Origin of the sequence: Allobosea sp. Root483D1, from assembly GCF_001429505.1 — a bacterium.
In the GTDB taxonomy this organism is placed as follows: domain Bacteria; phylum Pseudomonadota; class Alphaproteobacteria; order Rhizobiales; family Beijerinckiaceae; genus Allobosea.
In genome coordinates, this window is the sequence record NZ_LMJW01000022.1 from 1,239,654 (window position 1) to 1,264,239 (window position 24,586).

27 protein-coding genes and 2 pseudogenes are annotated in these 24,586 nt (G+C 66.1%); 12 read left to right on the forward strand and 17 right to left on the reverse strand.

Translation table 11 applies throughout. The annotated features are described in order from the left end of the window. Window positions 1-2 precede the first annotated feature (2 nt). Window positions 3-731: a DnaJ domain-containing protein gene (locus ASE66_RS28575; protein ID WP_320409791.1), complete on the reverse strand. Its 729-nt coding sequence runs from the start codon at window positions 729-731 to the stop codon at window positions 3-5. Next, on the reverse strand, window positions 728-1,477 hold the full coding sequence (locus ASE66_RS28580) for a hypothetical protein (protein ID WP_057193111.1): 750 nt from the start codon (window positions 1,475-1,477) through the stop codon (window positions 728-730). The genes ASE66_RS28575 and ASE66_RS28580 overlap by 4 nt, the downstream gene beginning before the upstream one ends. A gap of 86 nt (window positions 1,478-1,563) precedes the next feature. Between ASE66_RS28580 and panC the strand changes: the two genes are divergently transcribed. After that, window positions 1,564-2,412, forward strand: coding sequence for a pantoate--beta-alanine ligase (panC, locus tag ASE66_RS28585; RefSeq protein ID WP_057193113.1), 849 nt, complete (start codon window positions 1,564-1,566; stop codon window positions 2,410-2,412). A 3-nt stretch (window positions 2,413-2,415) separates the two neighbouring features. On the opposite strand, the gene ASE66_RS28590 is transcribed toward panC, so the two are convergent. Both ASE66_RS28590 and ASE66_RS28595 read right to left on the reverse strand, forming a co-directional pair. After that, complete coding sequence (locus ASE66_RS28590; RefSeq protein WP_057193115.1) at window positions 2,416-2,859, reverse strand: cupin domain-containing protein; 444 nt, start codon at window positions 2,857-2,859, stop codon at window positions 2,416-2,418. A 186-nt stretch (window positions 2,860-3,045) separates the two neighbouring features. Further along, a complete protein-coding gene (locus tag ASE66_RS28595) occupies window positions 3,046-3,483 on the reverse strand; it encodes a DUF1489 family protein (protein ID WP_057193117.1) in 438 nt (145 codons plus the stop codon). Between the two features lie 151 nt (window positions 3,484-3,634). Between ASE66_RS28595 and ASE66_RS28600 the strand changes: the two genes are divergently transcribed. Next, window positions 3,635-4,414, forward strand: coding sequence for an SDR family NAD(P)-dependent oxidoreductase (locus tag ASE66_RS28600; protein ID WP_057193119.1), 780 nt, complete (start codon window positions 3,635-3,637; stop codon window positions 4,412-4,414). 53 nt (window positions 4,415-4,467) lie between these two features. Then, window positions 4,468-5,328 carry an aminoglycoside phosphotransferase family protein gene (locus ASE66_RS28605; RefSeq protein WP_244495086.1) on the forward strand — a complete coding sequence of 287 codons (861 nt, stop codon included), beginning with the start codon at window positions 4,468-4,470 and terminating at the stop codon, window positions 5,326-5,328. Here ASE66_RS28605 and ASE66_RS28610 read toward each other — a convergent pair. After that, window positions 5,325-6,293: a threonine/serine dehydratase gene (locus tag ASE66_RS28610; RefSeq protein WP_057193121.1), complete on the reverse strand. Its 969-nt coding sequence runs from the start codon at window positions 6,291-6,293 to the stop codon at window positions 5,325-5,327. The two genes, ASE66_RS28605 and ASE66_RS28610, sit on opposite strands and share 4 nt — an antisense overlap. Window positions 6,294-6,387: 94 nt before the next feature. Between ASE66_RS28610 and ASE66_RS28615 the strand changes: the two genes are divergently transcribed. Beyond that, window positions 6,388-6,969, forward strand: a complete 582-nt coding sequence (locus tag ASE66_RS28615; RefSeq protein ID WP_057193123.1) for a helix-turn-helix domain-containing protein — start codon at window positions 6,388-6,390, stop codon at window positions 6,967-6,969. A 25-nt stretch (window positions 6,970-6,994) separates the two neighbouring features. Here the strand turns inward: ASE66_RS28615 and ASE66_RS28620 are convergent, their stop codons facing one another. From ASE66_RS28620 to ASE66_RS28640, 6 genes and pseudogenes are all read right to left on the reverse strand, one after another. Beyond that, the gene (locus tag ASE66_RS28620; RefSeq protein WP_057193126.1) at window positions 6,995-8,980 is read right to left on the reverse strand and encodes an acetyl/propionyl/methylcrotonyl-CoA carboxylase subunit alpha; all 1,986 of its coding nucleotides are present in this window, start codon (window positions 8,978-8,980) and stop codon (window positions 6,995-6,997) included. 88 nt (window positions 8,981-9,068) lie between these two features. Continuing rightward, window positions 9,069-10,319: a YeeE/YedE family protein gene (locus tag ASE66_RS28625; RefSeq protein ID WP_082613785.1), complete on the reverse strand. Its 1,251-nt coding sequence runs from the start codon at window positions 10,317-10,319 to the stop codon at window positions 9,069-9,071. Window positions 10,320-10,337: 18 nt separating this feature from the next. After that, window positions 10,338-10,495, reverse strand: a pseudogene (locus ASE66_RS33500) (sulfurtransferase); the annotation flags it as partial. A 1-nt stretch (window position 10,496) separates the two neighbouring features. Beyond that, window positions 10,497-11,206 (reverse strand): annotated as a pseudogene (locus tag ASE66_RS28630) (sulfurtransferase); the annotation flags it as partial. 193 nt (window positions 11,207-11,399) lie between these two features. Continuing rightward, window positions 11,400-12,128, reverse strand: a complete 729-nt coding sequence (locus ASE66_RS28635; protein WP_156412362.1) for a cation transporter — start codon at window positions 12,126-12,128, stop codon at window positions 11,400-11,402. Between the two features lie 136 nt (window positions 12,129-12,264). Further along, on the reverse strand, window positions 12,265-13,026 hold the full coding sequence (locus tag ASE66_RS28640; protein WP_057193130.1) for an SDR family oxidoreductase: 762 nt from the start codon (window positions 13,024-13,026) through the stop codon (window positions 12,265-12,267). Between the two features lie 155 nt (window positions 13,027-13,181). Here ASE66_RS28640 and ASE66_RS28645 point away from each other — a divergent pair, with 155 nt between their 5' ends. Then, on the forward strand, window positions 13,182-14,264 hold the full coding sequence (locus ASE66_RS28645; RefSeq protein ID WP_057193131.1) for a Kelch repeat-containing protein: 1,083 nt from the start codon (window positions 13,182-13,184) through the stop codon (window positions 14,262-14,264). A gap of 15 nt (window positions 14,265-14,279) precedes the next feature. After that, window positions 14,280-15,179 (forward strand): hypothetical protein, encoded by a 900-nt coding sequence (locus ASE66_RS32300; RefSeq protein WP_156412363.1) that lies wholly within the window; start codon window positions 14,280-14,282, stop codon window positions 15,177-15,179. Window positions 15,180-15,259: 80 nt separating this feature from the next. On the opposite strand, the gene ASE66_RS28655 is transcribed toward ASE66_RS32300, so the two are convergent. After that, a complete protein-coding gene (locus tag ASE66_RS28655) occupies window positions 15,260-16,219 on the reverse strand; it encodes a nucleoside recognition domain-containing protein (RefSeq protein WP_057193136.1) in 960 nt (319 codons plus the stop codon). A gap of 113 nt (window positions 16,220-16,332) precedes the next feature. On the opposite strand from ASE66_RS28655, the gene ASE66_RS28660 reads away from it, so the two are divergent. Then, window positions 16,333-16,785: an Lrp/AsnC family transcriptional regulator gene (locus tag ASE66_RS28660; protein WP_057193488.1), complete on the forward strand. Its 453-nt coding sequence runs from the start codon at window positions 16,333-16,335 to the stop codon at window positions 16,783-16,785. 23 nt (window positions 16,786-16,808) lie between these two features. Here ASE66_RS28660 and ASE66_RS28665 read toward each other — a convergent pair whose 3' ends face one another. Next, window positions 16,809-17,399 carry a hypothetical protein gene (locus ASE66_RS28665; RefSeq protein ID WP_057193138.1) on the reverse strand — a complete coding sequence of 197 codons (591 nt, stop codon included), beginning with the start codon at window positions 17,397-17,399 and terminating at the stop codon, window positions 16,809-16,811. A gap of 285 nt (window positions 17,400-17,684) precedes the next feature. Here ASE66_RS28665 and ASE66_RS28670 point away from each other — a divergent pair, with 285 nt between their 5' ends. After that, window positions 17,685-18,650 (forward strand): Bug family tripartite tricarboxylate transporter substrate binding protein, encoded by a 966-nt coding sequence (locus ASE66_RS28670; RefSeq protein WP_057193140.1) that lies wholly within the window; start codon window positions 17,685-17,687, stop codon window positions 18,648-18,650. Window positions 18,651-18,715: 65 nt separating this feature from the next. Here ASE66_RS28670 and ASE66_RS28675 read toward each other — a convergent pair whose 3' ends face one another. The 4 genes from ASE66_RS28675 to ASE66_RS28690 form a co-directional block, all read right to left on the reverse strand. After that, window positions 18,716-19,279, reverse strand: a complete 564-nt coding sequence (locus ASE66_RS28675) for a methylated-DNA--[protein]-cysteine S-methyltransferase (protein WP_057193142.1) — start codon at window positions 19,277-19,279, stop codon at window positions 18,716-18,718. Window positions 19,280-19,337: 58 nt separating this feature from the next. Continuing rightward, complete coding sequence (msrP, locus tag ASE66_RS28680) at window positions 19,338-20,294, reverse strand: protein-methionine-sulfoxide reductase catalytic subunit MsrP (protein ID WP_057193489.1); 957 nt, start codon at window positions 20,292-20,294, stop codon at window positions 19,338-19,340. Window positions 20,295-20,411: 117 nt separating this feature from the next. Then, window positions 20,412-20,954, reverse strand: coding sequence for an SRPBCC family protein (locus ASE66_RS28685; protein WP_057193145.1), 543 nt, complete (start codon window positions 20,952-20,954; stop codon window positions 20,412-20,414). Window positions 20,955-20,965: 11 nt separating this feature from the next. Then, complete coding sequence (locus ASE66_RS28690; RefSeq protein ID WP_057193147.1) at window positions 20,966-21,274, reverse strand: ArsR/SmtB family transcription factor; 309 nt, start codon at window positions 21,272-21,274, stop codon at window positions 20,966-20,968. A gap of 113 nt (window positions 21,275-21,387) precedes the next feature. Between ASE66_RS28690 and ASE66_RS28695 the strand changes: the two genes are divergently transcribed. The 4 genes from ASE66_RS28695 to ASE66_RS28710 are packed head-to-tail and all read left to right on the forward strand — an operon-like array spanning window position 21,388 to window position 24,537. Next, window positions 21,388-22,332, forward strand: coding sequence for a DMT family transporter (locus tag ASE66_RS28695; RefSeq protein WP_057193149.1), 945 nt, complete (start codon window positions 21,388-21,390; stop codon window positions 22,330-22,332). A gap of 12 nt (window positions 22,333-22,344) precedes the next feature. Then, window positions 22,345-22,893 carry a hypothetical protein gene (locus ASE66_RS28700; RefSeq protein WP_057193151.1) on the forward strand — a complete coding sequence of 183 codons (549 nt, stop codon included), beginning with the start codon at window positions 22,345-22,347 and terminating at the stop codon, window positions 22,891-22,893. Continuing rightward, window positions 22,880-23,386, forward strand: a complete 507-nt coding sequence (locus tag ASE66_RS28705; protein WP_057193153.1) for a hypothetical protein — start codon at window positions 22,880-22,882, stop codon at window positions 23,384-23,386. The genes ASE66_RS28700 and ASE66_RS28705 overlap by 14 nt, the downstream gene beginning before the upstream one ends. 17 nt (window positions 23,387-23,403) lie before the next feature. After that, window positions 23,404-24,537: an iron-containing alcohol dehydrogenase gene (locus ASE66_RS28710; RefSeq protein ID WP_057193155.1), complete on the forward strand. Its 1,134-nt coding sequence runs from the start codon at window positions 23,404-23,406 to the stop codon at window positions 24,535-24,537. Window positions 24,538-24,586 lie beyond the last annotated feature (49 nt).

A 24,586-nucleotide genomic window follows, 5' to 3' on the forward strand; every position in this document is an offset into this window, starting at 1 on the left:
GATCAGCCATGCTTTTTCAGCAAGGTATCCTTGGCCTGGTTGACCCGAGCGGCAAGCCCGCTGGTGCCGCCGGCATCCGGATGGATACGCTTCATCAGGCCCCGATGGGCCTCGCGGATCGCCTCCTGGCCCGCCCCCGGCTGAAGCCCCAGGATCTCGTAGGCCTCCTCGTTCGTCATCGCGCCCGTGCGCGCCGGGCCGCGCTGCCCCGCGTCGCGGTGACCATCAGCGTCTTCACGCCATCCGGGCGCCCGGCGGTCGAGATAAGCCTCTAGCAGGCGCGCCCCGTCGGGATCACCGGCGAGGCATTCGCGCAGCAGCGCACCGAGCTCCCCGGGCGTGAGATCGTCGAGATCGCGTCCGGCGAAAGCGCCGCCCAGCACCTTGCCCCTGATGCCGCCGCTGTCATGGTCGAGCTCCATGTCGAGCAGGACCGAGGCGACCTTCGAGCGCCCGGCCGAGCCGGTGCCGCCCCAATCCTTCGCCCATTCCGGCATCTTGAGCCCGCCGGGACCATAGGCGCTCCAGCCGAGCAGCCACGCTCCGAGCCCGCCGAGGAAGATCGCCATGTCGGCCCGGCCGCGCAGCATCAGCAGCGCCGCGACGCCGAGCGAAAGCGTGCCGCCGACGATCTTGCCGAGCTTGACCAGCTTCTTCGGATCGGCCCCTGCGAAGAACTTGGCCAGCCACCAGATCAGGATCAGGGTGGCGATGCCATAGAGCAGCGTCACGATTTACGGCCCTCCATCGCCGTGAGCAGCCTCTGCGCCGCGGCATTCTGCCCGGCCAGCTTCAGGAGCGCCTCGCGCCCGCCGCTGGCATAGGCGGCAGCCCCGCGCAGCAGATCGAGCAGGGAATTCGGCGCATTGACGTCGAAGCGCGCATGGGCGCCGCCGGTCAGGCGCGCGATCTCGGCAAAGGCTGCGCTGGCGTCGGGATCTGAGCCTTCCTGAAACATGAAGCCCTTGACGCCGCGCAGACCGAGCTCGCCGCCGAGCGCGCAGAGCCGGTCGACATCCTCCTCCATCGCATCGCCGACATACACGAAGGCACGGATCGGCACCTGCCGCTCCTCGTCGCGGATATGCTTGAGCACGCGCCCGATCTGCGTCTGCCCGCCGCGGCAGTCGATCTTGTTCATCAGCCCGGTCAGGCGCTGCGGCTCGCCGAGCCAGCCGGAGGCGCGGCATTCGTCGAAGCCGCGGAAATAGATGAGCTGCACCGCCAGCCCGCCGGTCCGGGCCGCGACCTCGAACATCTGCCCCTGCAGCGAACAGGCGAGATCCCAGCTCGGCTGCCGGCTCATCGTCGCATCGAGCGCGAAGACGAGCCGCCCGGCCTGCCCGGTCGCCAGCGGTGCGAGCTGCTTTGCCGCAGTGAGGAAACGGTCGATCTCCCCGGGCTTCGAGTGCGCAGCACTCTCGGCCGGGCGCGTCTCGCCCACCTTGCCCACCGCCTTGCCGTCTTCGCGTGTCATGCCGTCTGCCGGGATTCGCTCATGCCGAAGATATTGGCCGCGCCGCCGGCATTTGCTACCCGTCCGGCAGGTTGGAGGAGAACGAGATGTCGCAGGTCGCGGTTTTCGAGACGGTCAAGGCGATGCGCGAGGCCGTCGCGGCCTGGCACGCCGCAGGCGAGAAGGTCGCGCTGGTGCCGACCATGGGCGCGCTGCACGAGGGCCATGTCGCGCTCGTCACCGAGGCGCAGAAACACGCTCGGCGCGTCATCGTCTCAATCTTCGTCAACCCGACGCAGTTCGCCCCACACGAGGACTTCAAGAAATACCCGCGCACCTTCGACAGCGACCGCGCCCAGCTGGAAGCGGTCAGTGCCGATGCGATCTACTTTCCAGCGGTCGAGGAGATGTATCCGCCCGGCTTCGCCAGCCGCGTGCTGCTGCTCGGCCCGGCGGCGGTCGGCCTGGACGATCGCTTCCGACCGACGCATTTCGAAGGCGTGGCAACGGTTTGCTGCAAGCTCTTCACCCAGTCTCAAGCCGATCTCGCGGTCTTCGGCGAGAAGGACTACCAGCAGCTCAAGGTGGTGACGCGGATGGCTGGCGATCTCGACCTCGGCATAAAGATCGTGCCGCTCGCGACTTTCCGTGAGGCCGACGGCCTCGCAATGTCCTCACGCAACCGCTACCTCTCGGCGCAGGAGCGCGCCCTGGCTCCGACGCTGCACAAGGTGATGCAGGCCCTCGCCGCCCGCATCCGCAACGACGACCCGCTGTTCCAGGCGGTCGCCGAGGCCCAGACCGAGATCATCACCGCCGGCTTCGAGCTCGACTATCTCGAAGCCCGCCACGCTGAGACACTTGCGCCGGTGACCTCGCGCGCCGACGGCCCGATCCGCCTGCTGATCGCGGCACGGATCGGCGCGACGCGGCTGATCGACAATATCGGGGTGTGAGATCTATCCCTTTGTCGAGGCGCCAGGAGCGACCGGCACGAGCCCGTAGCGCAGCATGATGTCCTTGATTTTCGCCGGATCAGGCGGCGCGCCCGCCGAGATGAGCGCCGCCACCTCCCTGAAATAGCCCGGACCGAGCACTCCCGGCGTCAGGACCGACAAGCAGGTCGCCGGCTCCTGAGTGTCATTCCTGAAGCCGTGGACCACACCGCGCTGAATGAAGACCGATTGGCCAGGTCCGACGGCAATATCCTCGTCGCCCACCTGGAAAGTCAGCGTGCCGCTGAGGCCGTACACCGTCTCTTCCCAGCTCTCATGGTAATGAGGAACCGGCATTCGGGCATTTGGCAGCACCGTCATCTTGAACATGTCGAGACTGCCCGCCGTATCCTCCTTGCTGTGGAGGAATTCCAGCACCATGCCGCCAAGCTTTATCGTCTCGACCATGTTGCCCCCCTGCCGCCCCGGGCGCGAACCCACCCCTCCGACGAAGTGGTGACACGGCACCCATGGCCACACAACAGGCCCTGAAACCGGACGCGCTTTTGCGGTGCCTCCCATGCGGTTACGGTCAGGGCTTGCTTGGGGAGCGCATCATCCACGAGCGGCCGGCGGCAGGCCGGCAACCACAGGCTAAAGCAGCCCCAGCTCCGCCAACTCCCGCCGCATCTGCTCGGGCATCACACCGAGATCGCCGCTGCGGCCGTCGATATCGCGGGGCGCATCCTTGTCCTGCATATAACGCCAGCCCTGGAACGGACGGAACGGGCGCGGCTCGACCGGCACCACCACCGGTTCCATCACCAGGTGACAGCGGCCGATGCCTTCGCCATCGGTGAAGGGGCGGATGTCGATCAGGCGCTGGCGCGCCGAGACCTGCCCCTTGATCACCCAGTAGAGCGAGCCGCCGGAGATGATCTCCTCGATCCGCTTCGGCACCATGCGGGTGGTGTGCAGTTGCTCCGCCGGTTCGCCGCGGGCGCGGCGCTGCGCCTGTCGCTCGGCGATCCACGCTTCGAGATCGCTGATCGATTCGGCGCCGACGCAGAGCTTGAGGATATGGAGCGGCATGGCGGGCAACCTAATCCTCGCAGGCGCACCTCGCCAGAGCCTGCGGCCTTTCTCCACAACCGCGCCGCGCCGGGGTGGCCGGCACGAACGCGGTCATGACGGCGCCGCTTCCACAGGCTAGTAAGGCCACCGATCCGAACGGAGGCACGACATGCGCGGACTGCAAGGCAAGGCCATTCTCGTCACCGGCTCATCGACCGGCATCGGTTACGCGATGGCTGAGCGGCTGGTCGCCGAGGGCGCCAAGGTGCTGGTCCATGGCCGCGAGCAGAACGAGGTCGACACCGCCTGCCGCAAGCTCGGCCCCGCGACCTCCGGCGCGACCGGTGACCTCGCCGAGCCGGCGACGGCGCAGGCGCTGGTCGACGCGACGCGAAAAGCCTTCGGCCGCATCGACGGCCTGGTCAACAATGCCGGCATCTACCCGCGCGGCGTGCTGGCTGAGACCACCGCCGCCTTCTTCGACCATGTGATCGCGATCAACACCCGCGCGCCGCTGCTCTGCGCCGAGGCGGCGATCCGCGCCTTCCGCCTGCAGAAATCCGGCGGCTCGGTCCTCACCGTCGGCTCGATCAACGCCTGGTGCGGCAACTCCAACCTCACCGTCTATTCGATGTCGAAGGGCGCGCTGATGACGATGACGCGCAACCTCGCCAACACGCTCGGGCGCGAGCATATCCGGGTCAACCAGCTCAATGTCGGCTGGACCTTCACCGCCAACGAGGATGCGACGCAGCAGCGCGAGGGCAAGAAGCCGGGCTGGGAGAAGGAGGTGCCGCTCGAATTCGCGCCCTTCGGCCAGATCATGCAGCCGGCCGAGATCGCCGCCCACACCGCCTTCTGGCTGTCCGAGGAGAGCGGCCACGTCTCCGGCCAGATCTACGAGGTCGAGCAGTTTCCGCTGATGGGCCGTGGCCGGGCCGCCGATTGACCTCCGACGTCGTTGCGACGAGCGCAGTGACGAAGCAATCCAGAGCGCTCGCAATGACGGAACAGACGACGACGATGCCGACCAGTATCTTTTCGCCCTGGCTGATGCGCTGGAATCTCGAAGCCGCCGGTAAGCCGATCAAGACGCCCGGCAGTCATCTCCTGCCGGTCCTGCAGCATGGCGAGCCCGCGATGCTGAAGCTCCCGGACGGAGAACACGAGCGGCTCGGCTATCTCCCGCTCGACTACTGGAACGGCGACGGTGCCGCTCGCCTGCTCGCCCGCAATGAAGACGGCAGCGCCATGCTGATCGAGCGCGCCACCGGCACGCGTTCGCTCGCCGCCATGGCCCGCAGCGGCGCGGCTGGCGACGACGAGGCGACCATCATCCTCTGCGACGCGATCGCCGCCCTGCAAAAGCTGCGCGGCCCGGCGCCCTCCGGCCTGATCCCGCTGGAGGCCTGGTTCAAGGACCTCTTCCCGATCGCGCAGGAGCATGGCGGCGTCCTCGCCCGCTCTGCGGCCGCGGCGCGCGAACTGCTGCCGGCGCAGCGCGAGATCGTGCCGCTGCACGCCGACCTGCATCACGACAACGTCCTCGATTTCGAGGCCAGGGGCTGGCTCGCCATCGATCCGAAATGCGTGATCGGCGATCGCGCCTTCGAATACACTATCCAGTTCTGCGATCCCGACCTCGCCGATCCCGAGCCGCCGGTCGCGACCGTGCCGGGCCGTTTCGAGCGCCGTCTGGAGATCGTCCTGGCGAAGTCCGGACTTGAGCGTGAGCGCCTGCTGAAATGGATCCTGGCCTGGTGCGGGCTCTCGACCGCCTGGTTCCTCGAAGACGAGGATCCGCTGTCGGCGATCAATCTCGCTGTTGCCGAGCGGGCGATCGTGGCTCTCGACGCGCTTTAATTTCGCATCCAGCCGCTGAATTGATCCGGCAGGACGTTCGCCCCACAGATAACCGTGGCCACGCGCTTGCCGCGATAGCGCGCGGGATCTTCCAGCATCGCGGCGATGCCGAGCGCGGCCGAAGGCTCGGTGACGAGCGCGGCGTTCCGGTAGAGCATCCGCATGCCCTCGACGATGCTGGCCTCCTCGACCAGCGGGACATGGTCGGCGACCGCGAGCAAGTCGTCGAGGACCTCCGAAATCGGAAATCGCCCGGCGACGCCGTCGGCGATGGTATCGGTGCTCTCGGTCGTCACAACCGAACGGGCGCGCCAGGACAGCGCCAGGGCCGGCGCGCCTTTCGGCTGGATGCAGACGATCTCCGTCCTGGGCGCCAGGGTCTTGAAGACATGGCCGACGCCAGTCGCGAGCGCGCCGCCGCCGAGCGCGAGCAGGACGGTATCGATGCGGTCGACGCCTTCGACGAGTTCGAGCCCGATCGTGGCCGCACCTTCGCAGGTGTCGAGATTCTCGCTGTCCTCGATCAGGAAGGCCTTGCCATCAGCCGCAATCGCGCGGGCGCGCTCACGGGCATTCTCGATATCGCCCTCGACCAGCTCAACTATCCCGCCCAACCGGCGAATGCGCTCGATCTTGCCGGCATTGGCACCCTTCCCCGCGATCACGCTTACGGCGATGCCGCGCGCCCGGCCGCTATAGGCGAGCGCCTGGCCGAGATTGCCGGCGCTGGCGCAGACCGCCGCCTTGGGCCCCGAGCTTCTGGCGAGCCGAGCCATCGCGACCTCGGTCCCACGCCCCTTGAAGCACCCGACCGGATTCGCGGTCTCCAGCTTGATGACGAGCTCGCAGCCGAGCAGTCCGCCCAGCGTCGGAGATTGGAACTGCGGCGTATCCCGGAAGACGGAGGAAATCTCCCGCCGAGCCTGCCTGATGCGTTCGAGATCGAGCCTGGTGTCTGGCTGCACGGGACAAGCCTCCGATAGGGTGATACGACGGCTTGTGCGCTTTAGCGCACAAGCCGCGTGTGCGCAATAACGCACAAGCCGGAGAACGCTTGCAATGACGCCCGTCGGCCCCGTCGACACGCCCAAGCTGCTAAAATCTATCAGGAGCGAACTCGGCTGGAGCCTCGATCAGACGGCGGCGCGGACCGGCGTCAGCAAGGCGATGCTGGGCCAGATCGAACGCGGCGAATCCGCGCCGACCATCGCGACCCTCTGGAAGATCGCGACGGGCCTGGGGGTGCCCATGACCGCATTGCTGGAGGCCGATCGCGACGACGGCGATGTCCTGCTCATGCGTGACGCCAACAAGCTGCGGGTACGCCCGTCACAGGAAGCAATGCAGCGGGCGCTGCTCTTCCCATACGAAGCGCGGTTCGGCTTCGAGCTTTACGAGCTCACCTTCGCGCCCGGCTTCGAGAGCATCTCCGAGCCGCATGACACCGGCGTCGTCGAGCACATCACCGTGCTGCAAGGCGAGATCGAATTGCTGGTGGACGACGAATGGCGGTCGCTCAAGCAGGGGCAATCGCTGCGGTTCCCCGCCGATCGCCGCCACGGCTATCGCAACCAGACCGGCGAAGAAGCGGTGGTCATGGACCTGATCCATTACCGCTTCACGCCGAGCGCGAAGGCTTGAAGCCTTAGGGGAGGCGGCGGCCGACTCACTCCCCGAGCACGACCACCTTCGCGCCCTCGGCCACCTGCGCGCCGGGTTCGGCGCCGAGCTCGGTGACGGTGCCGTCGCGCGGGGCGGTCAGCACATGCTCCATCTTCATGGCTTCGACGATGGCGAGGCGCTGGCCCTTCACCACCGCCTCACCGGCCGTGACGAAGAGCGCGATCAGCTTGCCGTGCATCGGCGCCTTGATCACGCCGCCAGCACCGGCGACTGCATTAAGATCGACGCTGAACGGGTCGAACAGAGCAACGGAGGTCTGCCGGCCGCGATGCAGCGCGAGATAGGTCCCGGCCTCGGCCCGGGCGAGCGTCACCTCGTGCTCGCCCTCGGGCAGCGGATGGCCCGGTAGCGACACGCGGGCATCCTCGCCGTTCCACTCGATCCTGGCCTCGATCCGCTCGCCATCGACCAGCAGTGGCAGGCCGAGTGCCGGGCGTGGCATCAGCGAGAAGGCGTCGGCATCGAGCCAGGGCGACTTGCTTTCATCGCTGGTCCGCTCGATGGCAAGGTCGAGCACGCCTACCTGGCGCTCCTCTTCCAGCTGCAGAGCGGCTGCCGCGACCGCGGCCGCGTCGAGCGGCTGCGGCTCGGCGCCGAGGGCTTCGATGTTGCGCTCGATGAAGCCGGTGTCGAACGGCCCCGTCCGGAAGCCCTCGGCCTCCGCCAGCTTCTTCAGGAAGGCGAGATTGGTGCGGGGGCCGGCGACGATGGTCTCGCCGAGCGCGAAGGCGAGATGATCGAGCGCCTCGTCGCGGGTGCGGCCATGGGCGATCACCTTGGCGATCATCGGATCGTAATAGGGCGTCACTGTATCGCCGGCCTCGACGCCGGTATCGATGCGGATGTCCTCGCCCTGAGGGAACTGCAGTGCCCAGAGCTTGCCGGTCGAAGGCAGGAAGCCCTTCTCCGGATCCTCGGCATAGAGCCGCGCCTCGACGGCATGGCCCTCGGCGCGGACGTCCTCCTGCGCGAAGCCGAGCGGTTCTCCGGCAGCAACCTTGAGCTGGAGCTCGACCAGATCGAGCCCAGTGATTGCCTCGGTGACGGGATGCTCGACCTGGAGACGCGTATTCATCTCCATGAAGTAGAAGCGGTCGGCGCGCAGGCCGTCGCGCCCGTCGGCGATGAACTCGACCGTGCCGGCGCCGACATAGCCGACCGCCTTGGCGGCTTCGGTCGCCGCCTTGCCCATCGCGGTGCGCACCTCGGCCGTCATGCCTGGCGCCGGCGCCTCCTCGATCACCTTCTGGTGGCGACGCTGCAGCGAGCAGTCGCGTTCGTAGAGGTGGACGACATTGCCATGGCTGTCGCCGAACACCTGGATTTCGACATGGCGCGGCGAGAGCACGTATTTCTCGACCAGCACGCGCGCATCGCCGAAGGCGTTCTTCCCCTCGCGCTGGGCGCTGGAGAGCGAGTCGGCGAAATCCTCGGGACGGTCGACCTTCTTCATGCCCTTGCCGCCGCCACCGGCGACCGCCTTGATCAGCACGGGGTAGCCGATGCGCCCGGCCTCCTTGGCCAGGAAATCCACATCCTGCTCGGCGCCGTGATAGCCTGGCACCACCGGGACATTGGCCTTCTCGACCAGCGCCTTGGCGGCATCCTTCAGGCCCATGGCCCGGATCGCCGAAGCCGGCGGCCCAACGAAGACGATGCCGGCGGCAGCGCAGGCATCGGCGAAATCGGCATTCTCCGAGAGGAAGCCATAGCCCGGATGGATGCAGGCTGCCCCGGCCTCCTTGGCAACGGCGAGGATCTTGTCCGCGTCGAGATAGCTCTCGCGCGCCGGCGCCGGGCCGATCCGGTAGGCCTCGTCCGCCATCTCGACAAACAGCGCCTCGGCGTCGGCGTCCGAATAGACCGCGATGGTGCGCAGGCCGAGCCGCTTGGCAGTGCGGATCACCCGGCAGGCGATCTCACCGCGATTGGCGATCAGGATGGAAGGCAGTTTGGCGGCAATCGACATGGGGCATCCTCGAACCGATGCCCCGTTATAGCTCAGCCGAAGCCCTTGTCTGCGCCTTGTTGCGCAGGGTGCGGATGGGCGCAGCGCCTCAATCCAGCAATCGCAAGCGCCGCCCGAGCTTCAGCGTCGCCGTCGTGCCGGCGATCAGCCCGAGCCCGAAGACCCAGCCCGAGACCGCGCCGGCCGAGATGCCCGATAGCAGCGTGCCGACCGTGCAGCCGAGACCGAACACCGTGCCCCAACCGAGCAGCACGCCACCAATCAGCCCGCGCAGGACGTGCCCGCCGCTCGGTCGCCGCGGCTTGAACTCCCCCGCCGCCAGCGCCGAGGCGAACGCGGCCGCAGCGAGCCCAGCGACGAAGAGCCCGTTCGGCGTCAGCAGCGTCTCGCGGATCAGGGTGGCGCAGCCGCGGAAACTGTCGAGCCCTTCCAGCCGCGCCGGCAGCCAGTCGAGCGCGGTCGCGAACTGGCGCGAGCGCGAGCCGAGCTCGGCGGTGACACCGAGCGGCGAGAGGCGCAGATAGGCGGCAACACCAATCAGCCCGACGAAAAGCCCGCCGAGCCAGGCCGGCCAGCGCCGCAGGAAGATCGCGACGACGGGATCGGCCTGCACACTCTCAGGGGCCGTCTGCTCGCTCGACTGGCCGGTCCGCAGCAGCCACCAGGCGGCTGCGCCGAGCACAGTAAGCCCGGCCAGCAACGCGCCGCCATAGCCGAGCTGGCGCGGCAGCCACAGCACGGGCGATTCCGAGATCGTCAGGAGATAAAGCTCGTTCCAGCTCAGGAAACCGAGGACGAAGCCGAGGCCTGCGCCGATCAGCGCGAAAGGCGAGGTCGGCGACCCCTCGCCCAGCCGGTAGAGATGGGCACTGATGCAGGAGCCGGAGATCGCCATGCCGGCGCCGAAGGCAAGACCCGCCAGCAGCAGCGCCGGGCCGACCGGGCCGATATGTGCCGTCGGCGGCAGGCGCGTGCCGGAGGGATCGGGCAGCCAGGCGCCGTAGATCAGGGTGTAGCCAGCGAGCCCGACTGCCAGCGCCGTGAGGATGCCGAGCAGCCCGCGCGGATCGCGCCGGTCGAGCCAATCCTTCCAGATGCAGAAAAAGCAGAAGCGCGCGCGCTGCAGCACGATCCCGAAGGCGGCGCCCAGGATCAGCGAGAGCTGGAGCTGCGGCGCCGGATCGCCATGGCGCCCGACCAGGTAGATGGAGACCGCGATCGCAACAGTGACCACGGCCGCCGCGATGAAGCGCAAGGGCGGCAGCCTGATCGGCTCCGCCCCCGCCTGCCGGCGCGCCAGCTCATAATCCAGCGCGCCGCTATCGTCGGAGATGCTCATTCAGGCTGACTTGCAGTCTTACTTGCCGCCCCAGACCGTGCCGGCCGGGTTCGAGATCGGCAGCCCGACGACATTGCCGTATTCGGTCCAGGAGCCATCATAATTGGCGGCCTGGTAGCCGAGCACGCGCGAGAGGATGAACCAGGTATGGCTCGAGCGCTCGCCGATGCGGCAGGNACCTCGGCATAGAGCTTCTTCAGCTCCTCGGGCGACTTCAGCGTGCCGTCGGCCTGGTTGACCGCACGGGCCCACGGCACGTTGACCGAGCCCGGGATATGGCCGGCGCGCAGCGCCAGTTCCTGGAAGCCGGCCGGCGCGATGATCTTGCCGGAGAACTCGTCCGGCGAGCGGATGTCGAGCACCCGCGCCTCGGACTTCTTCTCGACCGTGGCGACGACATCGGTCAGGCGGGCGCGCAGCGCCTTGTTGGGCTCGCCGACAGTGAAGCTCGAGGCCTTGACCGGGACGGGATTGGTCGCGACCGGGCGCTTCTCCAGCTCCCATTTCTTGCGGCCGCCATCGAGCAGTTTCACGTTGTCGCGCAGCCCGTAGATGTCGAACACCCAGGCGCCCCAGGCGGCGAACCAGTTGTTGTTGTCGCCGTAGAGGACCACGGTCACGTCCTTGTCGACACCGAGCTTGCGGGCCAGCGCCTGGAATTTCTCCGGGCCGGCGATGTCGCGCGAGACGGTCTCGACCAGGTCGGTATGCCAGGCGATGTTCTGCGCGCCAGGAATATGGCCGCGCTCATAGATGCCGGGCTCGACGCTGACCTCGACGATCCTGACCTTGGGATCATTCAGGTTCTTTTCGAGCCATTCGGTCGAGACCAGCGGGCCGGTCTGGGCCAGCGCCGCGCCGCCGAGCGCGAGGCTCGCGGCCAACATCGCCGCACCACGGCGGATGAGGGAGAGGACGGACATTCTGGCGCTCCTTGGCGCCGAAAGGGCCCGGTTACCGGCCCACTTCGGCATGAATTGCAGGGGTTGCCATGATTTCGCCACAGCCCCCGCGGGAGAAGCCGCACAGGATTTTTTTGTTTGCCGCCAAGACGGAAGAACCCGGTCGTACGACCTTGGTCTAGGAAGAATAATCTTCTTTTGCTTCGACTTTCGTCCGATCCGGCGACTGCCTGGTCGCGCGCCAGATCGCCCAGGTCGCCTGGAAGCAGAGGAAGGCGACGAAGACGTCGAACAGGTATTCCGGCCAGCGCACCGGCAGCAGCCTTGCGCCGAGGCCGAGCAGCGCAAAGCCGGTGGTCGAGATCGCATCGTTGCGGGACGAAAGCCAGGTCGCCTTGATCACCGGATTGGACTCGGCCCGAAAACGCCAGAGCACGCCGATGATCAGATAGGCGATCAGGATCGCACTCGCCGCCGAGAAGCCGAGCGCGAAGACCTCGATCGGCCGCGGCCGCATGATCTTGTCCCAGAGGTCGTAGAGCGTGTGCAGCCCCGCCACCGCCATCACCGCGCCGATGCCGAGCGCCGCGAGCTTCTCGGCCCGTTCGTCGCGGCCGAAGACCAGTGCCGCGATGCCGTAGAGCGCGACGTCGTAGACCCAGTCGACGCCGTCCTTGAACAGCTGGTTGTTGCCGATCGCCAGTGCCCAGAGCACGACATTGCCGGCGAAGATCAGGATGCCGAGCGCAATCCCCCAGATCGTCAGCCGATAGGCCCGGCCGACCTTGGGATCGACCGGCGCGGCATGGCCAGGCTCGCTCTCACCGTGGGCGCCTTCATCGTCATGGTCGCCCTTGTGGCGACCATCCACGTCTTCAGGCTGCTGTGACGCATCGAAGGCTGACAAGCGAGGCACTCCCGGGCCGCCCCGGACAATGTCGCGCAAATGATGCTCGTCGCAAGACGTCGAAGGCCGGGACTGGCCCGACCATGACGACAGCGGGTCGCCGCTCATCGCACCGGCGCTTGCGAGAGTATGTCCCTCAGCCGCGGCCGACGAAGGGCGCCTTGGTCGCCATCACCGTGACGAACAGCACATTCGCCTCGATCGGCAGCGCTGCCATGTGCAGCACTGTCGAGGCGACATGGCCGACATCCATCACCGCCTCGACCTTGATCGAGCCGTCCGCCTGCGGCACGCCGGTCGTCATCCGCTGCGCCATCTCGGTCAGCGCATTGCCGATATCGACCTGGCCGACGGCGATGTCGTATTTGCGCCCGTCGAGCGAGGAGGTCTTGGTCAGACCGGTGATGGCATGCTTGGTCGCGGTATAGGCGATCGAGTTTGGTCGCGGCGCATGGGCCGAGATCGAGCCGTTGTTGATGATGCGCCCGCCGCGCGGCTCCTGGTCCTTCATCAGCTTGAACGCCTCCTGCGTGCACAGGAACGGGCCGGTCAGATTGGTATCGACCACCTTCTGCCAGTCGGCCAGCGACAGGTCTTCCAGCATGATCCCGCCAGGTGCGTTGACGCCGGCATTGTTGAACAGCACGTCGAGCCGACCGAACTTGGCCTTGGTCGCGGCGAACAGCGCCTTGACGGAAGCCTGGTCGGTCACGTCGGTCGGCACGGCGAGCGCCTGCTCGGCCGGCGCGCCCGAGAGCTTGATCGTCTCCTCCAGCGCATCAGTGCGGCGCCCGGCCAGCACGGTGCGGTAGCCGTCCTTCAGGAAGGCGATGGCGACGGCCCGGCCGACGCCCGAGCCGGCACCGGTGATGATCGCGACCTTGTTATGCCCTGACATGCGTTTCCTCGCCCTACCGTGATTTCAACCGTTTCAGGTGCCGCACCATAACAGCGTATGCAGTATGCGGAACCGCATTTCCGACAAACCAGCTCCGCGCCTGCGCTTGCCTGACGCAGCGTCTGCCTTACTGTTCTAGCGAGGGAGGATGCATCATGACCAGCCTGAGCCGCCGCAGTTTCATCGCCGCCGGGGCCGCTGGCCTCGCCGCCCCTGTCTTTGCCCAGCAGCCCGGCCATGAGCAGCATGGTGGCCATTACGAGCGGCTGAACCAGCCCGGCCGGATCGGCAAGCCCGAGCTCGCCGCCTCGCAGAACGTCTTCGATTCACCGGCAGCCAAGGCGGCCAATCCCGGCCGCTGGCAGCCTAAGGCCCTGTTGCCGCTGCCGCGTTCGGAGATGGCTTGGGCGACCGCCTATGACGACCGCATGCACATCGTCGGCGGCTATGGCGAGCAGCGCACCGATCGGGCCTATCATCACGTCTACGATCCCAAGGCCGACAAATGGAATGACGGCGCGCCCCTGCCGCAGGGCGCCAACCATGTCGGCGTCGCCTTCCTCGACGGGCGGCTCTACGCCATCGGCGGCTTCCTCGAGCAGAACCGCAAGCCGCATCCGCGCTGCTTTGTCTACGACCCCAAGACGGATAAATGGGCCGAGATCGCGCCCCTGCCCCGCCCGATCGGCTCGGCCGCGATCATCGGGCTGAACGGCCTGCTACACTCGATCGGCGGCGCCATCGGCGACACCACCGAGAGCAAGACCTCGGTCAACTGGCACCGCGTCTACGATCCCAAGGCTGACGCCTGGAGCGAGCGCGCGCCGTTGCCGACGGCGCGCGACCACACCGGGACGCTGCCGATCGGCAACCTGATCCACGTCATTGGCGGCCGGGTCGACAGCTTTCACACCAATTCGAACCTGCACCACGCCTATGACCCGGCGACCGACAAATGGGCGCCGCGCAATCCGCTGCCGACCGCCCGCTCCGGCCATGGCGCCGTGCTCTATCGCGGCAAGGTCTTCATCATGGGCGGCGAAGGCACCAACCGCGTCTTCGGCCAGATGGAGGCCTATGACCCCGCCAGCGATGGCTGGGAGCAATACGCCCCGATGCTGACCCCCCGCCACGGTTTGGGCGCCGCTCTGGTCGGCGACGCCATCCATGTCGCCGGTGGCGGCCCGATCATGGGCGGCGGCGTGCAGAGCGCGGTGCACGAGGCGTTCAGTCTCTAGGAAACGGGGGAAAGCATGGCGTCCAATGAGGTCAGAGCCGAAGATTTCGGCTTCATCTATCTAGACGTCGATGATCCAGCGATTGCATGGCTAGCTTACCGGGGACTCATCTCAAGCAGCGATATCACCCCCGCAAACCCAGGTAATATTTCTTGGTTTTCTACTAAATTGATCAAGCGAGGGCTCTCGTCAACGCTAGAGCGAGAAGGAAAATTCGAAGGGGTTAGGCAAAAATCATTCAAAGAGAAGCTATCAAGATTAAGTTCGTTATACACCTTTGACAATGTCGAAACTGCAAGAGAAGCATTGAAGAATCTTGGAAAATTCAATAGCGAAAACCTCGTATCGATCGAGCCAGCGGATCAAGATTTTCGCCGCGAAATTTACGATATGCAATGGATCGACAACTTCGACCTGATTGGAATTGATGCAGCAGAACGCTACTGGTCCGGCGAAAACTACCCGGAGCACCCACTTCCAGAAGCACTTCTCTCTGGGCGCTTTTGGATTCTCGGCACCTCTGTTCGCAAGCGGGCTTATAGAACCATTCAGCGCTTAGATCCTAAGGCACTCGCCGTTCTTGAGTTGGCAAGGCTTGCCGCCCATTTCGGTTCGAATCTTGGCGCCATATCTCCTTGGCTGCGTAAGGAGGGGGAGACCATAATTGTCAGTCAGGTAATAAACTACGACGAAAAGGAAGGCCTTGAGGTTTTTCAGAGAGCTCTCGGTGAGCACCGTAAAAATCCGGAATTTCCAATCAATTGGCCTGACCTTAAGCCGCTGAAAGGATCGAAAGAGGATAAGAATCTCGACGATCTGTTTAAGGTTCCTGATGGGCGTTTATTCGAGCATGAATTCCGCGTTGATAAAGCTACAGAACTAGCCCAAACGATTCAGAACATTCTCCTAAGCTGATATTATCAGTGCCTAACCGCACTGCGCGTAGACCTTCTCTACTTCCGCCCTGACCACGCGGCTATTTCAAACTGCTGCCCCTAGGACTGGCTCGCAGAGTCACGCGGCACCGGAGATGTGCTCGAGAACCGATCGAGTATGAAGGCGATGGCCGCCGTCACGGCAATGGCGAAGGCCAGCCGCCCGAACAGGATGGTCATCAGGTCCGCGCCCAGCGCGACCATGATCAGCGTGTCCTCGATCAGGCTGTGGGCGAAGCCCATGAAGACGCTGGCGAGGAAGACCTGGCGCGGCTCGATCGGCTGCCGGCGCACTTCCGCCAGCATCAGCCCGCTGCCGTAGGAAATGCCGAGCAGCAGGCCGACGGTCGTGAACGGCAGCGCCTCCTGCCGCAGGCCGACCAGCCGGAACAGCGGGGCGAGCCGCTTGTAGAGCACGTCGAGGATGCCGGCCGCCCTGAGCAGCTCCATCGCCCAGGACAAGGCGAGCAGGACCGCGAGCATCACGATCAGCGTCTTGGCGGTGCCATAGGCGAAGCTGACCCAGCCGCCCTCGCCCGCCGCGGGCTTCCAGACCGGGGCGATCGGCTGCGACAGCCAACCGGTGGCGGAAAAGAGCTGATGCAGCAGCGCGGCGAAGGCAATTGCACCGGCAATGCGCAGGATCGAGGTCGCCCAGAAATTCGGCCCGGCCCTGGCAACGATGCGCTGCTCGACCGGAATCGCATGCGCCATCAGCAGCAGGCTGGAGAACACCGTGATGTCGGCGGTACTGAGCGTCATCGTCGGAACGAGGGTGAACAGCACGACAACGCCACCCCACATCCCGACCAGCAACCCCGTAAGCCAGGCCAGCGCCAGCTCCGGCGGCAGGCCGAAAAGCTGCATCGCCGGCGCCAGCCAAGGCGACGCCGCCTTGATGACCCCGAACTCCGTCAGAGCCTGCGTCGCCACCGCGATCGGCACTATGATCACCACCAGCTCGCGGTAGACAGCCAGCGTCTCCAGCGTCTTGCGGTAAAACCCGGTCTGCAGCGGCATCGGCGGTGATCCTCGATTGGCAGCTGCAGACTAGCGCCGGCCCATGCGCGGCGGTGGTCAAAATCGTCGCGTTCGTGCAATTTTATTGCACGAACGCGCTGGGGATGGCCGCGATGGATCGGATCGACAGAAAGCTGCTGAACCTGCTCCAGGCCGATGCCTCGCGCACCAATGCGGAGCTGGCGGACGAGATCGGGCTGGCGCCTTCGAGCTGCCTGCGGCGGATCCGGCGGCTGGAGGCAGCCGGCCTCATCCTGCGGACCGTCGCGATCCTCGATCCCGCCAAGACCGGCAAGGGCCTCAGGGTGATCATCGCCGTCGAGCTCGCGCGGCATGACGAGCCGAGCAGGCGGCGTTTCCTCGAACTGGCGGCGCGCCAGCCGGCGGTCGTCCAGGCTTATGGCGTCACCGGCCAGACCGATGTGATCCTGATGCTGCGGGTGGCCGACATGGACGAGGTGACGGCGCTGTGCAAGCTGCTCTTCGGCGAAGGCAGCAATGTGACGCGCTACTACACCATGGTCGTCAACAAGACCGCCAAGGAGACGACGGCGGTTCCGCTGTAGTCCAGCGGGCAGAGAATGGGATTTCAGATGCCATTGTGGCCACCCGTATTCTTACCGTATTCAGAATCCTTTGCTAAATAAATATCGCCAGCTTCGACGTATATATCCTCGAACAGACTATCAGATGATACATCCATGCCGCGGTTCTTCCCAACCTTCACGGCAAGGGCGTGCACCGGCGCGCCATTCCTGAAGAAACTGCTCCCGCTGCGGCGATAATGCTTCCCTGTATGGTAGAGAACGTAAATCGCAGAGGTCAAACCGGCGCACGCCTCTTCTTCAAAAGGCGAGACGGTATCCACGCGATCCATATCGAGAACGGCGTGAAGGCACTCATGGATAATGGACGCTCGAAGGTCGATCGATATCGCCGTTGAGTTCAGAGCGTTAGAGGGAAGGATAATTGTATTTTGATTGTACTTATAGGAGGCGAGGCTGCCTTTAAGGGCTGCATCATTCGCAACAACGGAGATTCTTTCGCTCCTCACAGCCGATTTTATCTTCGAAAAAGCTTCCTGGTAAACATGGTACCCTCTGATCTTGAAATTCACTTTGGAAACAGCCGGGCTGGATAAGACTATCGATACCAGCGATCGCAGTCCCGCTTCCGACATTGTCTCTCTCCGATCCAGGGCGCGGGATCCGTTTTACGCGATTGGGAGCCCGGCACGTCCTCCAAACGCATGAGTTCTGGAACAGCATTCGCGATCCTGGCCCAGCCGGCGCCGCGACCTCCCGCTTTCGAGCGAGACTTCCACATACGTCATGCAACGATCGCCACGAAGCGGGGACGCAGGCGATATCCTGCATACAAAATTCCGCATACACCCTTGTCGCTGGGGCAAGAGCGCTCTACTCCTTGCATGCAAGAAGCAATGACAAAGCATGGGAGGAGTACGATGAAGGGTTTCCGCAAGCTCGCTTTGGCCCTGGGCGCACTCGCCATCGGCGCAGCGCCGGCCTTCGCCTTTCCGGATCGGCCGGTGCAGCTGATCGTGCCCTGGGCCGCCGGCGGCGGCATGGATTCGGTGATGCGCATCTTCGCCAACGGGCTCGAGGCCGAGCTGAAGCAGCCGGTCAACGTCGTCAACCGCACCGGCGGCGGCGGCATCACCGGCCATACCGCGATCGCGACCGCCACGGCGGACGGCTACACCATCGGCGGCGCCAGCCCGGAGATCTCTTTCTTCAAGTCGCTCGGCCTCGGCGAGCTGACGCCTGACTCGATCGACATGTTCTCGCGGGTGTCGCTGATCCCGGCCGGGATCACGGTCAAGGCCGACAGCCCGTGGAAGACCGCGGCCGACTATCTCAAGGCGGTTAAGGAGAGCCCGAAAGGCTCGATCATGGCGTCGGGCACCGGCGTCGGCGGCTCCTGGCACATCGCCTCCGGCGGCATCCTCAAGGCGGCGGGCATCGCGCCGGACGCCGTGCGCTGGGTGCCGAGCAATGGCGGCGCCCCTGCTTTGCAGGACCTCGTCGCCGGCGGCCTCCAGGTCTTCACCGGCTCGCCGATCGAGGCCAAGGCGATGCTCGATGCCGGCCGCGTGCGCACCATCCTGCTGATGACCGAGGAGCGCCACCCGAACTTCCCGGATGTGCCGAGCGCCAAGGAGGCAGGGCTCGACTGGACCTATCAGAACTGGTTCGCGCTCGCCGCGCCCAAGGGTGTCCCGGCCGACCGGCGCAAGATCCTGTTCGACGCCGCCCAGCGCACCATGCAGCGCGACGATGTCCGCAAGGGCATGGCCGATCGCGGCATCACCCCGGTGTGGGACAAGCCGGAGGAGTTCGCCGCCTATGTGAAAGCCTTCACCGAGCGCGGCAACGGCGTGCTGAAGGAACTGGGGCTGACCAAGAACTGAAGGCCTCGCGACGATCCGGGCCGCTGCATGAGCAAGCGAGCCCGGCTTCGCGATGTCATCCACACTTACCGCCGCCTCGCCTGCAGCGGCAGGTCGCCGAACAGCGACGGCTCGGCGCTGGTGCGCGCTTTCTCGATCGTCAGGATCTTCAGCTTGGTCTCGACGCCGCCATCGGCCGAGAAGCCGCCGGTCTTGCCGCCCGCGGCGAGCACGCGATGGCAGGGCACGATGATCGGGATCGGGTTCTGGCCGAGCGCAACGCCGACGGCGCGCGCCGCGCCGGGTTCGCCGATCCGCGCCGCGACCTCGCCATAGGTCAGCGTCTCGCCGGGCGGGATCGAAAGCGCCACCGCATAGACGCGCCGGTTGAATTCCGGCGTGGCCGTAAGGTCGATCGGCAGATGCGAAAGATCACGCTGCTCGCCGGCCAGCAAGGCGACGACATCGGCGATCGCCTGTCGCACGAAGGTCGGCGGCTCGGCCTCGCCCGCCTCGGGAAAGCGCTTTGCCAGCCGCCGCCGAGCCGTGTCCTCGTCCCGCTCGGGCAATTGCGCCGCGATGATGCGCTCGCCCTGCCAGACCAGAGCGCAGGAGCCGATCGCCGTGGTGAAGAGACAGATGTTCTGCATGGGTCGGAGGCTAGCGCAGATGCCGTCTGTACGGCACCCGCTTTCTGCCAGCAGGCGGTCAAGCCCAGAGCCGTTCCTTCTCCAGCCCCTTGTAGAGATCGGCGACCTGCTCGGCATAGCCGTTGAACAGCAGCGTCGGCTTGCGGTCGCGAGAGCCCAGCACCTGCTCGCTCGCCTGGCTCCAGCGCGGATGTGAGACCTCCGGGTTCACATTGGCCCAGAAGCCGTATTCGGAGGCCTGCAGCCCCTCCCAGAAGGTCTTGGGCCGCTCGGCGACGAAGCTGATCTTGCTGATCGATTTCACCGACTTGAAGCCGTATTTCCACGGTGTGATCAAGCGCAGCGGCGCGCCATGCTGGGTCGGGATCGGCTTGCCGTAGATGCCGGTCACTATCAGCGTCATGTCGTTGGTCGCCTCGGCGATTGTCAGCCCCTCGGTGTACGGCCAGGGATACCAGCGCTGCGACTGGCCCGGCGCCACCTTCGGATTCATGAAGGTCTGCATCTGGATGTATTTCGCGCCGGAAAGCGGCTTGGCCAGCTCGACCAGGCTCTTCAGCGTGAACCCCGTCCACGGGACCGCCATCGACCAGGCCTCGACACAGCGGAAGCGATAGAGCCGCTCCTCTAGCGTGACCTTCCGAATGAGGTCGTCGATGCCGATCTCGAACGGCTTCTCGACCAGCCCGTCGATCGCGATCGTCCAGGGCCGGGTGACCAGCCGCTTCGATGCGGCGGCCACCTCCTTGGAGGTGCCGAACTCGTAGAAATTGTTGTAGTTCGCCGCCAGCTCCTCATCGGTCACCGGTCGGTCGAGCGTGTAGGCCGCGCTGCGTTTGGCCGGGTAGAGGTCGAGCGTCGGGTCGGCCCCCTGCGCTCGGGCGCCTTGCGGCAGGGCAGCTCCGGCGATCAGACCGGCACCACCGGCGAGCCATTGCCGCCTGTTCAAGAAGACAGCCTCGGATGTCGCCTGGCTCTCGGGCATTTCCCAGCCGGCGCGGCGCTTGATCAGCATGACGGACATACTCCGTTGTAATGGAGCAAGTTTAGTCGATCAGGCGCCCACCTACCAAGTCACGAGCGGGAGAGCAGCTCTCCCGCCCGCTCGGAAACCACAAAAGATCGACCTTGCTCAACCCGGCAGATCGTCGAAGCGCTTGGCGTAATCCGCCTCGAGCCCTTCGATCCGCGACCAGAAGCCGCGCGGCGGATCTCCGGCGAGCCTGTCCTCCAGAATGCCGAGATGGGTGTGCCAGCCACTGGAGACGCTGGTCATCTCCGCCTTGTCGGCGAGCTTGCGATGCGTCAGCACCAGCTTGACCTTGTCACCCTGCGGCATGAGCTCGAAGGTCACCTCCGAGGCGCCGGTGCCCTCGCCCGGCCAGGTCATCGCCAGCGCCGTCATCGGCTCGTAGCGCGTCACGGTTCCCTTGGAAGGCCAGCCATTGTCGTTCATCTCGCGATAGCGCTCGGGCGGCCGTTCGCTGGTGATCTCGGAATGCTTGAACAGGAGATCGGCCTTGCCGCCGACGCGCGGCTCGATCTCGCCCGAGGCCAGCCAGGTGCCGCGCTTGTCGGACTGCGTGAGATAGGACCAGACCCGTTCGACCGGGCCGGGCAGGAGGCGTTCGAAGCGGACCGCCCCGCTCTCCAGAACCACGCCATACTCGTTCATGATCTCTCTCCTTACTCGTCTTCGGGTTTTGTGAGTTCTCGTTCCAGGCGGTCGAGCCCGGCATTCCAGAAGCCGCGCACCTGCCGGACCCAGGCCTCGAACGCGTCGAGCCCCTCCGGATCGAGCCGATAGATCCGGCGCTGGCCGGCGATTTCGACGCTCACCAGCCCGGCTTCCTTCAGCACCTTGAGATGCTGCGAGATCGCCGGTGCGCTCATGCCGAATTGCGCGGTGATTTCGCCCGCCGCCATGGCGTGTTGGCCCAGCATCTCGACGATGCGGCGGCGGGTCGGGTCGGCAAGGGCGGTGAAGCGATCCATGCGCTTTATTTAGCCGATGACTTAATTAAGTCAATACGAAAATAATTATGCCCTGCCGGCGCTGCGCCCTCCCCTTGCGTCGCCCCCGCTTGCCGCCCCGGTTGCGGCAGGCCATGAAGAGCGCCCCGTCCGCCGCCTCCCACGAGATCATGCCCTCCCGAAACGCCACCCTCGCCGGCATCCTGATGATGCTGATCGGCATCCTGCTGTTCTCGCTCAACGACGTGATGGGGAAATGGCTGGTCGCGACCTATACGGTCGGCCAGGTCCTGCTGCTGCGCTCCGCCGTCGCCCTGGTGGCGATCATCCCCTTCGTGGTGAAGCAGGGCGTCAGCCGCACGCTGCGGCCGGAACGGCCGGGCCTGCAGCTGCTGCGCGTCACGCTCGGCTCCTGCGAGGTCGCGCTGTTCTACTGGGCGGTGTCCTATCTGCCGCTCGCCGACACGATGACCTTTTGGCTGGCTGCGCCGATCTGGGCGGTGGTGCTGGCGGCGCTGCTGCTCGGAGAGCGCGTCGACACCGGCCGCTGGCTGGCCGTGGCCGCCGGTTTCGTCGGCGTCGTGATCACGCTCAACCCGTCGGCACAGAGCCTGTCCCTGCCGGCGGTCATCGCGCTCGCCGGCAGCTTCTCCTTCGCGGCGATGATGATCACCGGCCGGCAATTGCGCGGCACGCCCGACGTCACGCTGGTGTTCTGGCAGACGCTCGGCGCGCTGGTGATGGGCGTCGTGCTGCTGCCGTTCGGCTGGGTGACGCCGAGCCTCGCCGATCTCGGCCTGCTCGGCCTGCTCGGCATCGTCGCCATGGTCGCGCATATCTGCGTGACGCGCTCGCTCAAGCTGGCCGAGGCCTCGGTCGTCGTGCCCTATCAGTACACGCTGATCGTCTGGGCGCTGGTCTTCGGCTGGCTGGTCTTCGGCGACTGGCCGACCTCGACCATGCTGATCGGTTCCGCGCTGATCGTCGTCGCGGGCCTCGCTTTGCTCGTGCTCGAGCGCCGGGCGGGCAACTCGGCCTCTGAGACCACCAAGGAGCGTGTTACGATCGAGCAGAACTGATCCGGAGACGCGATGGCCGAGGTTGCGAAACCGCCCGACTTCTGGAGTTGGCTGGGCGCCGCGATCTCCCTCGTCCTCGGCCTCTGGCTGCTCATCGCCGGTTGGCGCACCCTGCCGCTGGCACGCGGCGACCTCCTCGTCGCCGACCATGTCGGCCCGATCAGCTACAGCACGCCGTTGATGCGCGTCAGCTCGGGACGCCGCGGGACGACGACCTATCGCACGCAGGATCTATGGCTCGTCGTGCTCAGCGATAACCCGCGGATCAACTACCAGCAGCTCTATCGGCCCGCCCGCGGGCTCTGGGTCGACGGCATCGACCGGCTCGACCCTGGCCAGCAGGTCCGCTTCCTCGTCGATCCCAACCATCGGCTCGTCTATGAGGCCACTTCTCGGGGCAAGACCTTTCTCGCTTATGACGATACCGCCGAAACGCTGACCAGCGGCGCGCATCGCTCGTTTCTGTTCGGCCTTGCGCTGCTCGGCAGCGTTGTTTGGCACTTGTGGCCGATGGCCTGGCGCTACTGGCGTGAACGGCGCGACGACAATGGCGATAGATAAGGCCGAGGTCGCCAATCTCTGGTGGGGCTGCGTCGCGCTGCTCGGCCTCATCCTGCTGGCCTATAGCTACGCCATCTTTCCGGTCTCCCGCGAAAGCCTCGTCGTCGTCGAGTTGGAGGCGCCGCTGCCGGTCCGGCGCGTGCTGTTCGAAAGCAGCAGCAACCGCAACAACTACTTCACCCAGCATGTCGAAGCCTCAATGCCCGGTCGCGGCAAGGTCGCGATCAGGCCGGTGGCGAGGATGCTGATCGACGAGATCGAGACGGTCAGCCGCGGCGCCGTCCGCTTCCTCGTCGATCCCATCCCGCTGACGATCTACGAGGTCAGCGTCGATGGCCGCATCGTCCTCGCCTATGCGCAGTCGGCCAGCCGACAGCGCCGCCACGCCCTCATCGCGCTTTTCGGAGGGCTGTTCTGCATTGGCGTCGGGGCTCTGGGACTGGCGCCATTGCGCTGGGCGCGCGACAAATCACCGGCCCCTCCGAACAGCTGAGCGGGCGGGAGGATTACATGGCGACGATCACCTACCTGACCACCGTCCAGTTCGGCTTCGGCGAGCTCAGGACCATCGCAGCCGGCCTGGCCGAGCTGAAGATCGCGCGCCCGCTGATCGTCGCCGATCGCGGCCTTGCGGCGACCGACCTGATCGACCGGCTGCGTGCCGCTTCGCCTGTGCTCGGCAATGCCCCGCTTTTCGTCGATACCCCGACCAACCCGACCGAGGAGGCGGTCGAGGCCGCGGTCGCGCTCTATCGCGAGCATGATTGCGACGGTCTCGTCGCCATCGGCGGCGGCTCGCCGATCGACCTCGCCAAGGGCGTCGCGCTGCTCGCCAGCCATGACGGCCCGCTCGAAACCTATGCCGCGATCCTCGGCGGCATCCCGAAGGTGACGAGCAAGGTCGCACCGGTGATCGCCGTCCCGACCACCGCTGGCACCGGCAGCGAGGTCGGCCGCGCCGCGCTGATCACGCTGAAGGACGGCCGCAAGCTCGGCTTCATCTCGCCCTATCTGATCCCGAAGCTCGCGATCTGCGATCCCGAGCTGACGCTCGGCCTGCCGGGCTGGCTCACGGCTGCGACCGGCATGGACGCGCTCACCCATTGCATCGAGACCTATTTGAGCCCGCGCGAGAATCCGCCAGCCGAGGCGATAGCGCTCGACGGGCTGAAACGCGCTGCCACCCATATCGAGCGCGCCACCGCCGATGGCTCCGACCGCGAGGCCCGCAAGGAGATGCTGATGGCCGCCCTGCAGGGCGGCCTGACCTTCCAGAAGGGCCTCGGCGCGGTCCATGCCCTGTCGCATCCGCTCGGCGGCCTGAAGCAGGTCTCGCTGCATCACGGCACGCTCAACGCCGTGCTGCTGCCGGCCGTGCTGCGCTTCAACGAATCGGCGGCCGTCGCGAAATACGCCGAGATCCGCCGCGTGCTCGGCCTGCCCGCCGATGCCGATCTCGCCAGCTGGGTCGCCGGGTTGACGCAGCGCCTCGGCCTGCCAGGTTCGCTCTCGCAGATGGGCGTCCCGCGCGAGGTGCTCCCCGCTATCGCCGAGGCGGCGACGCAGGATCATTCGAGCGCGACCAATCCGCGGCAGGCGAGCGCGGCGGACTATCTGGCGATGCTGGAAGCCTCGTTCGGGTGACGGTTGGCGCGGGGAACCCCTCTCCCGGATGGGAGAGGGGCAGGGGTGA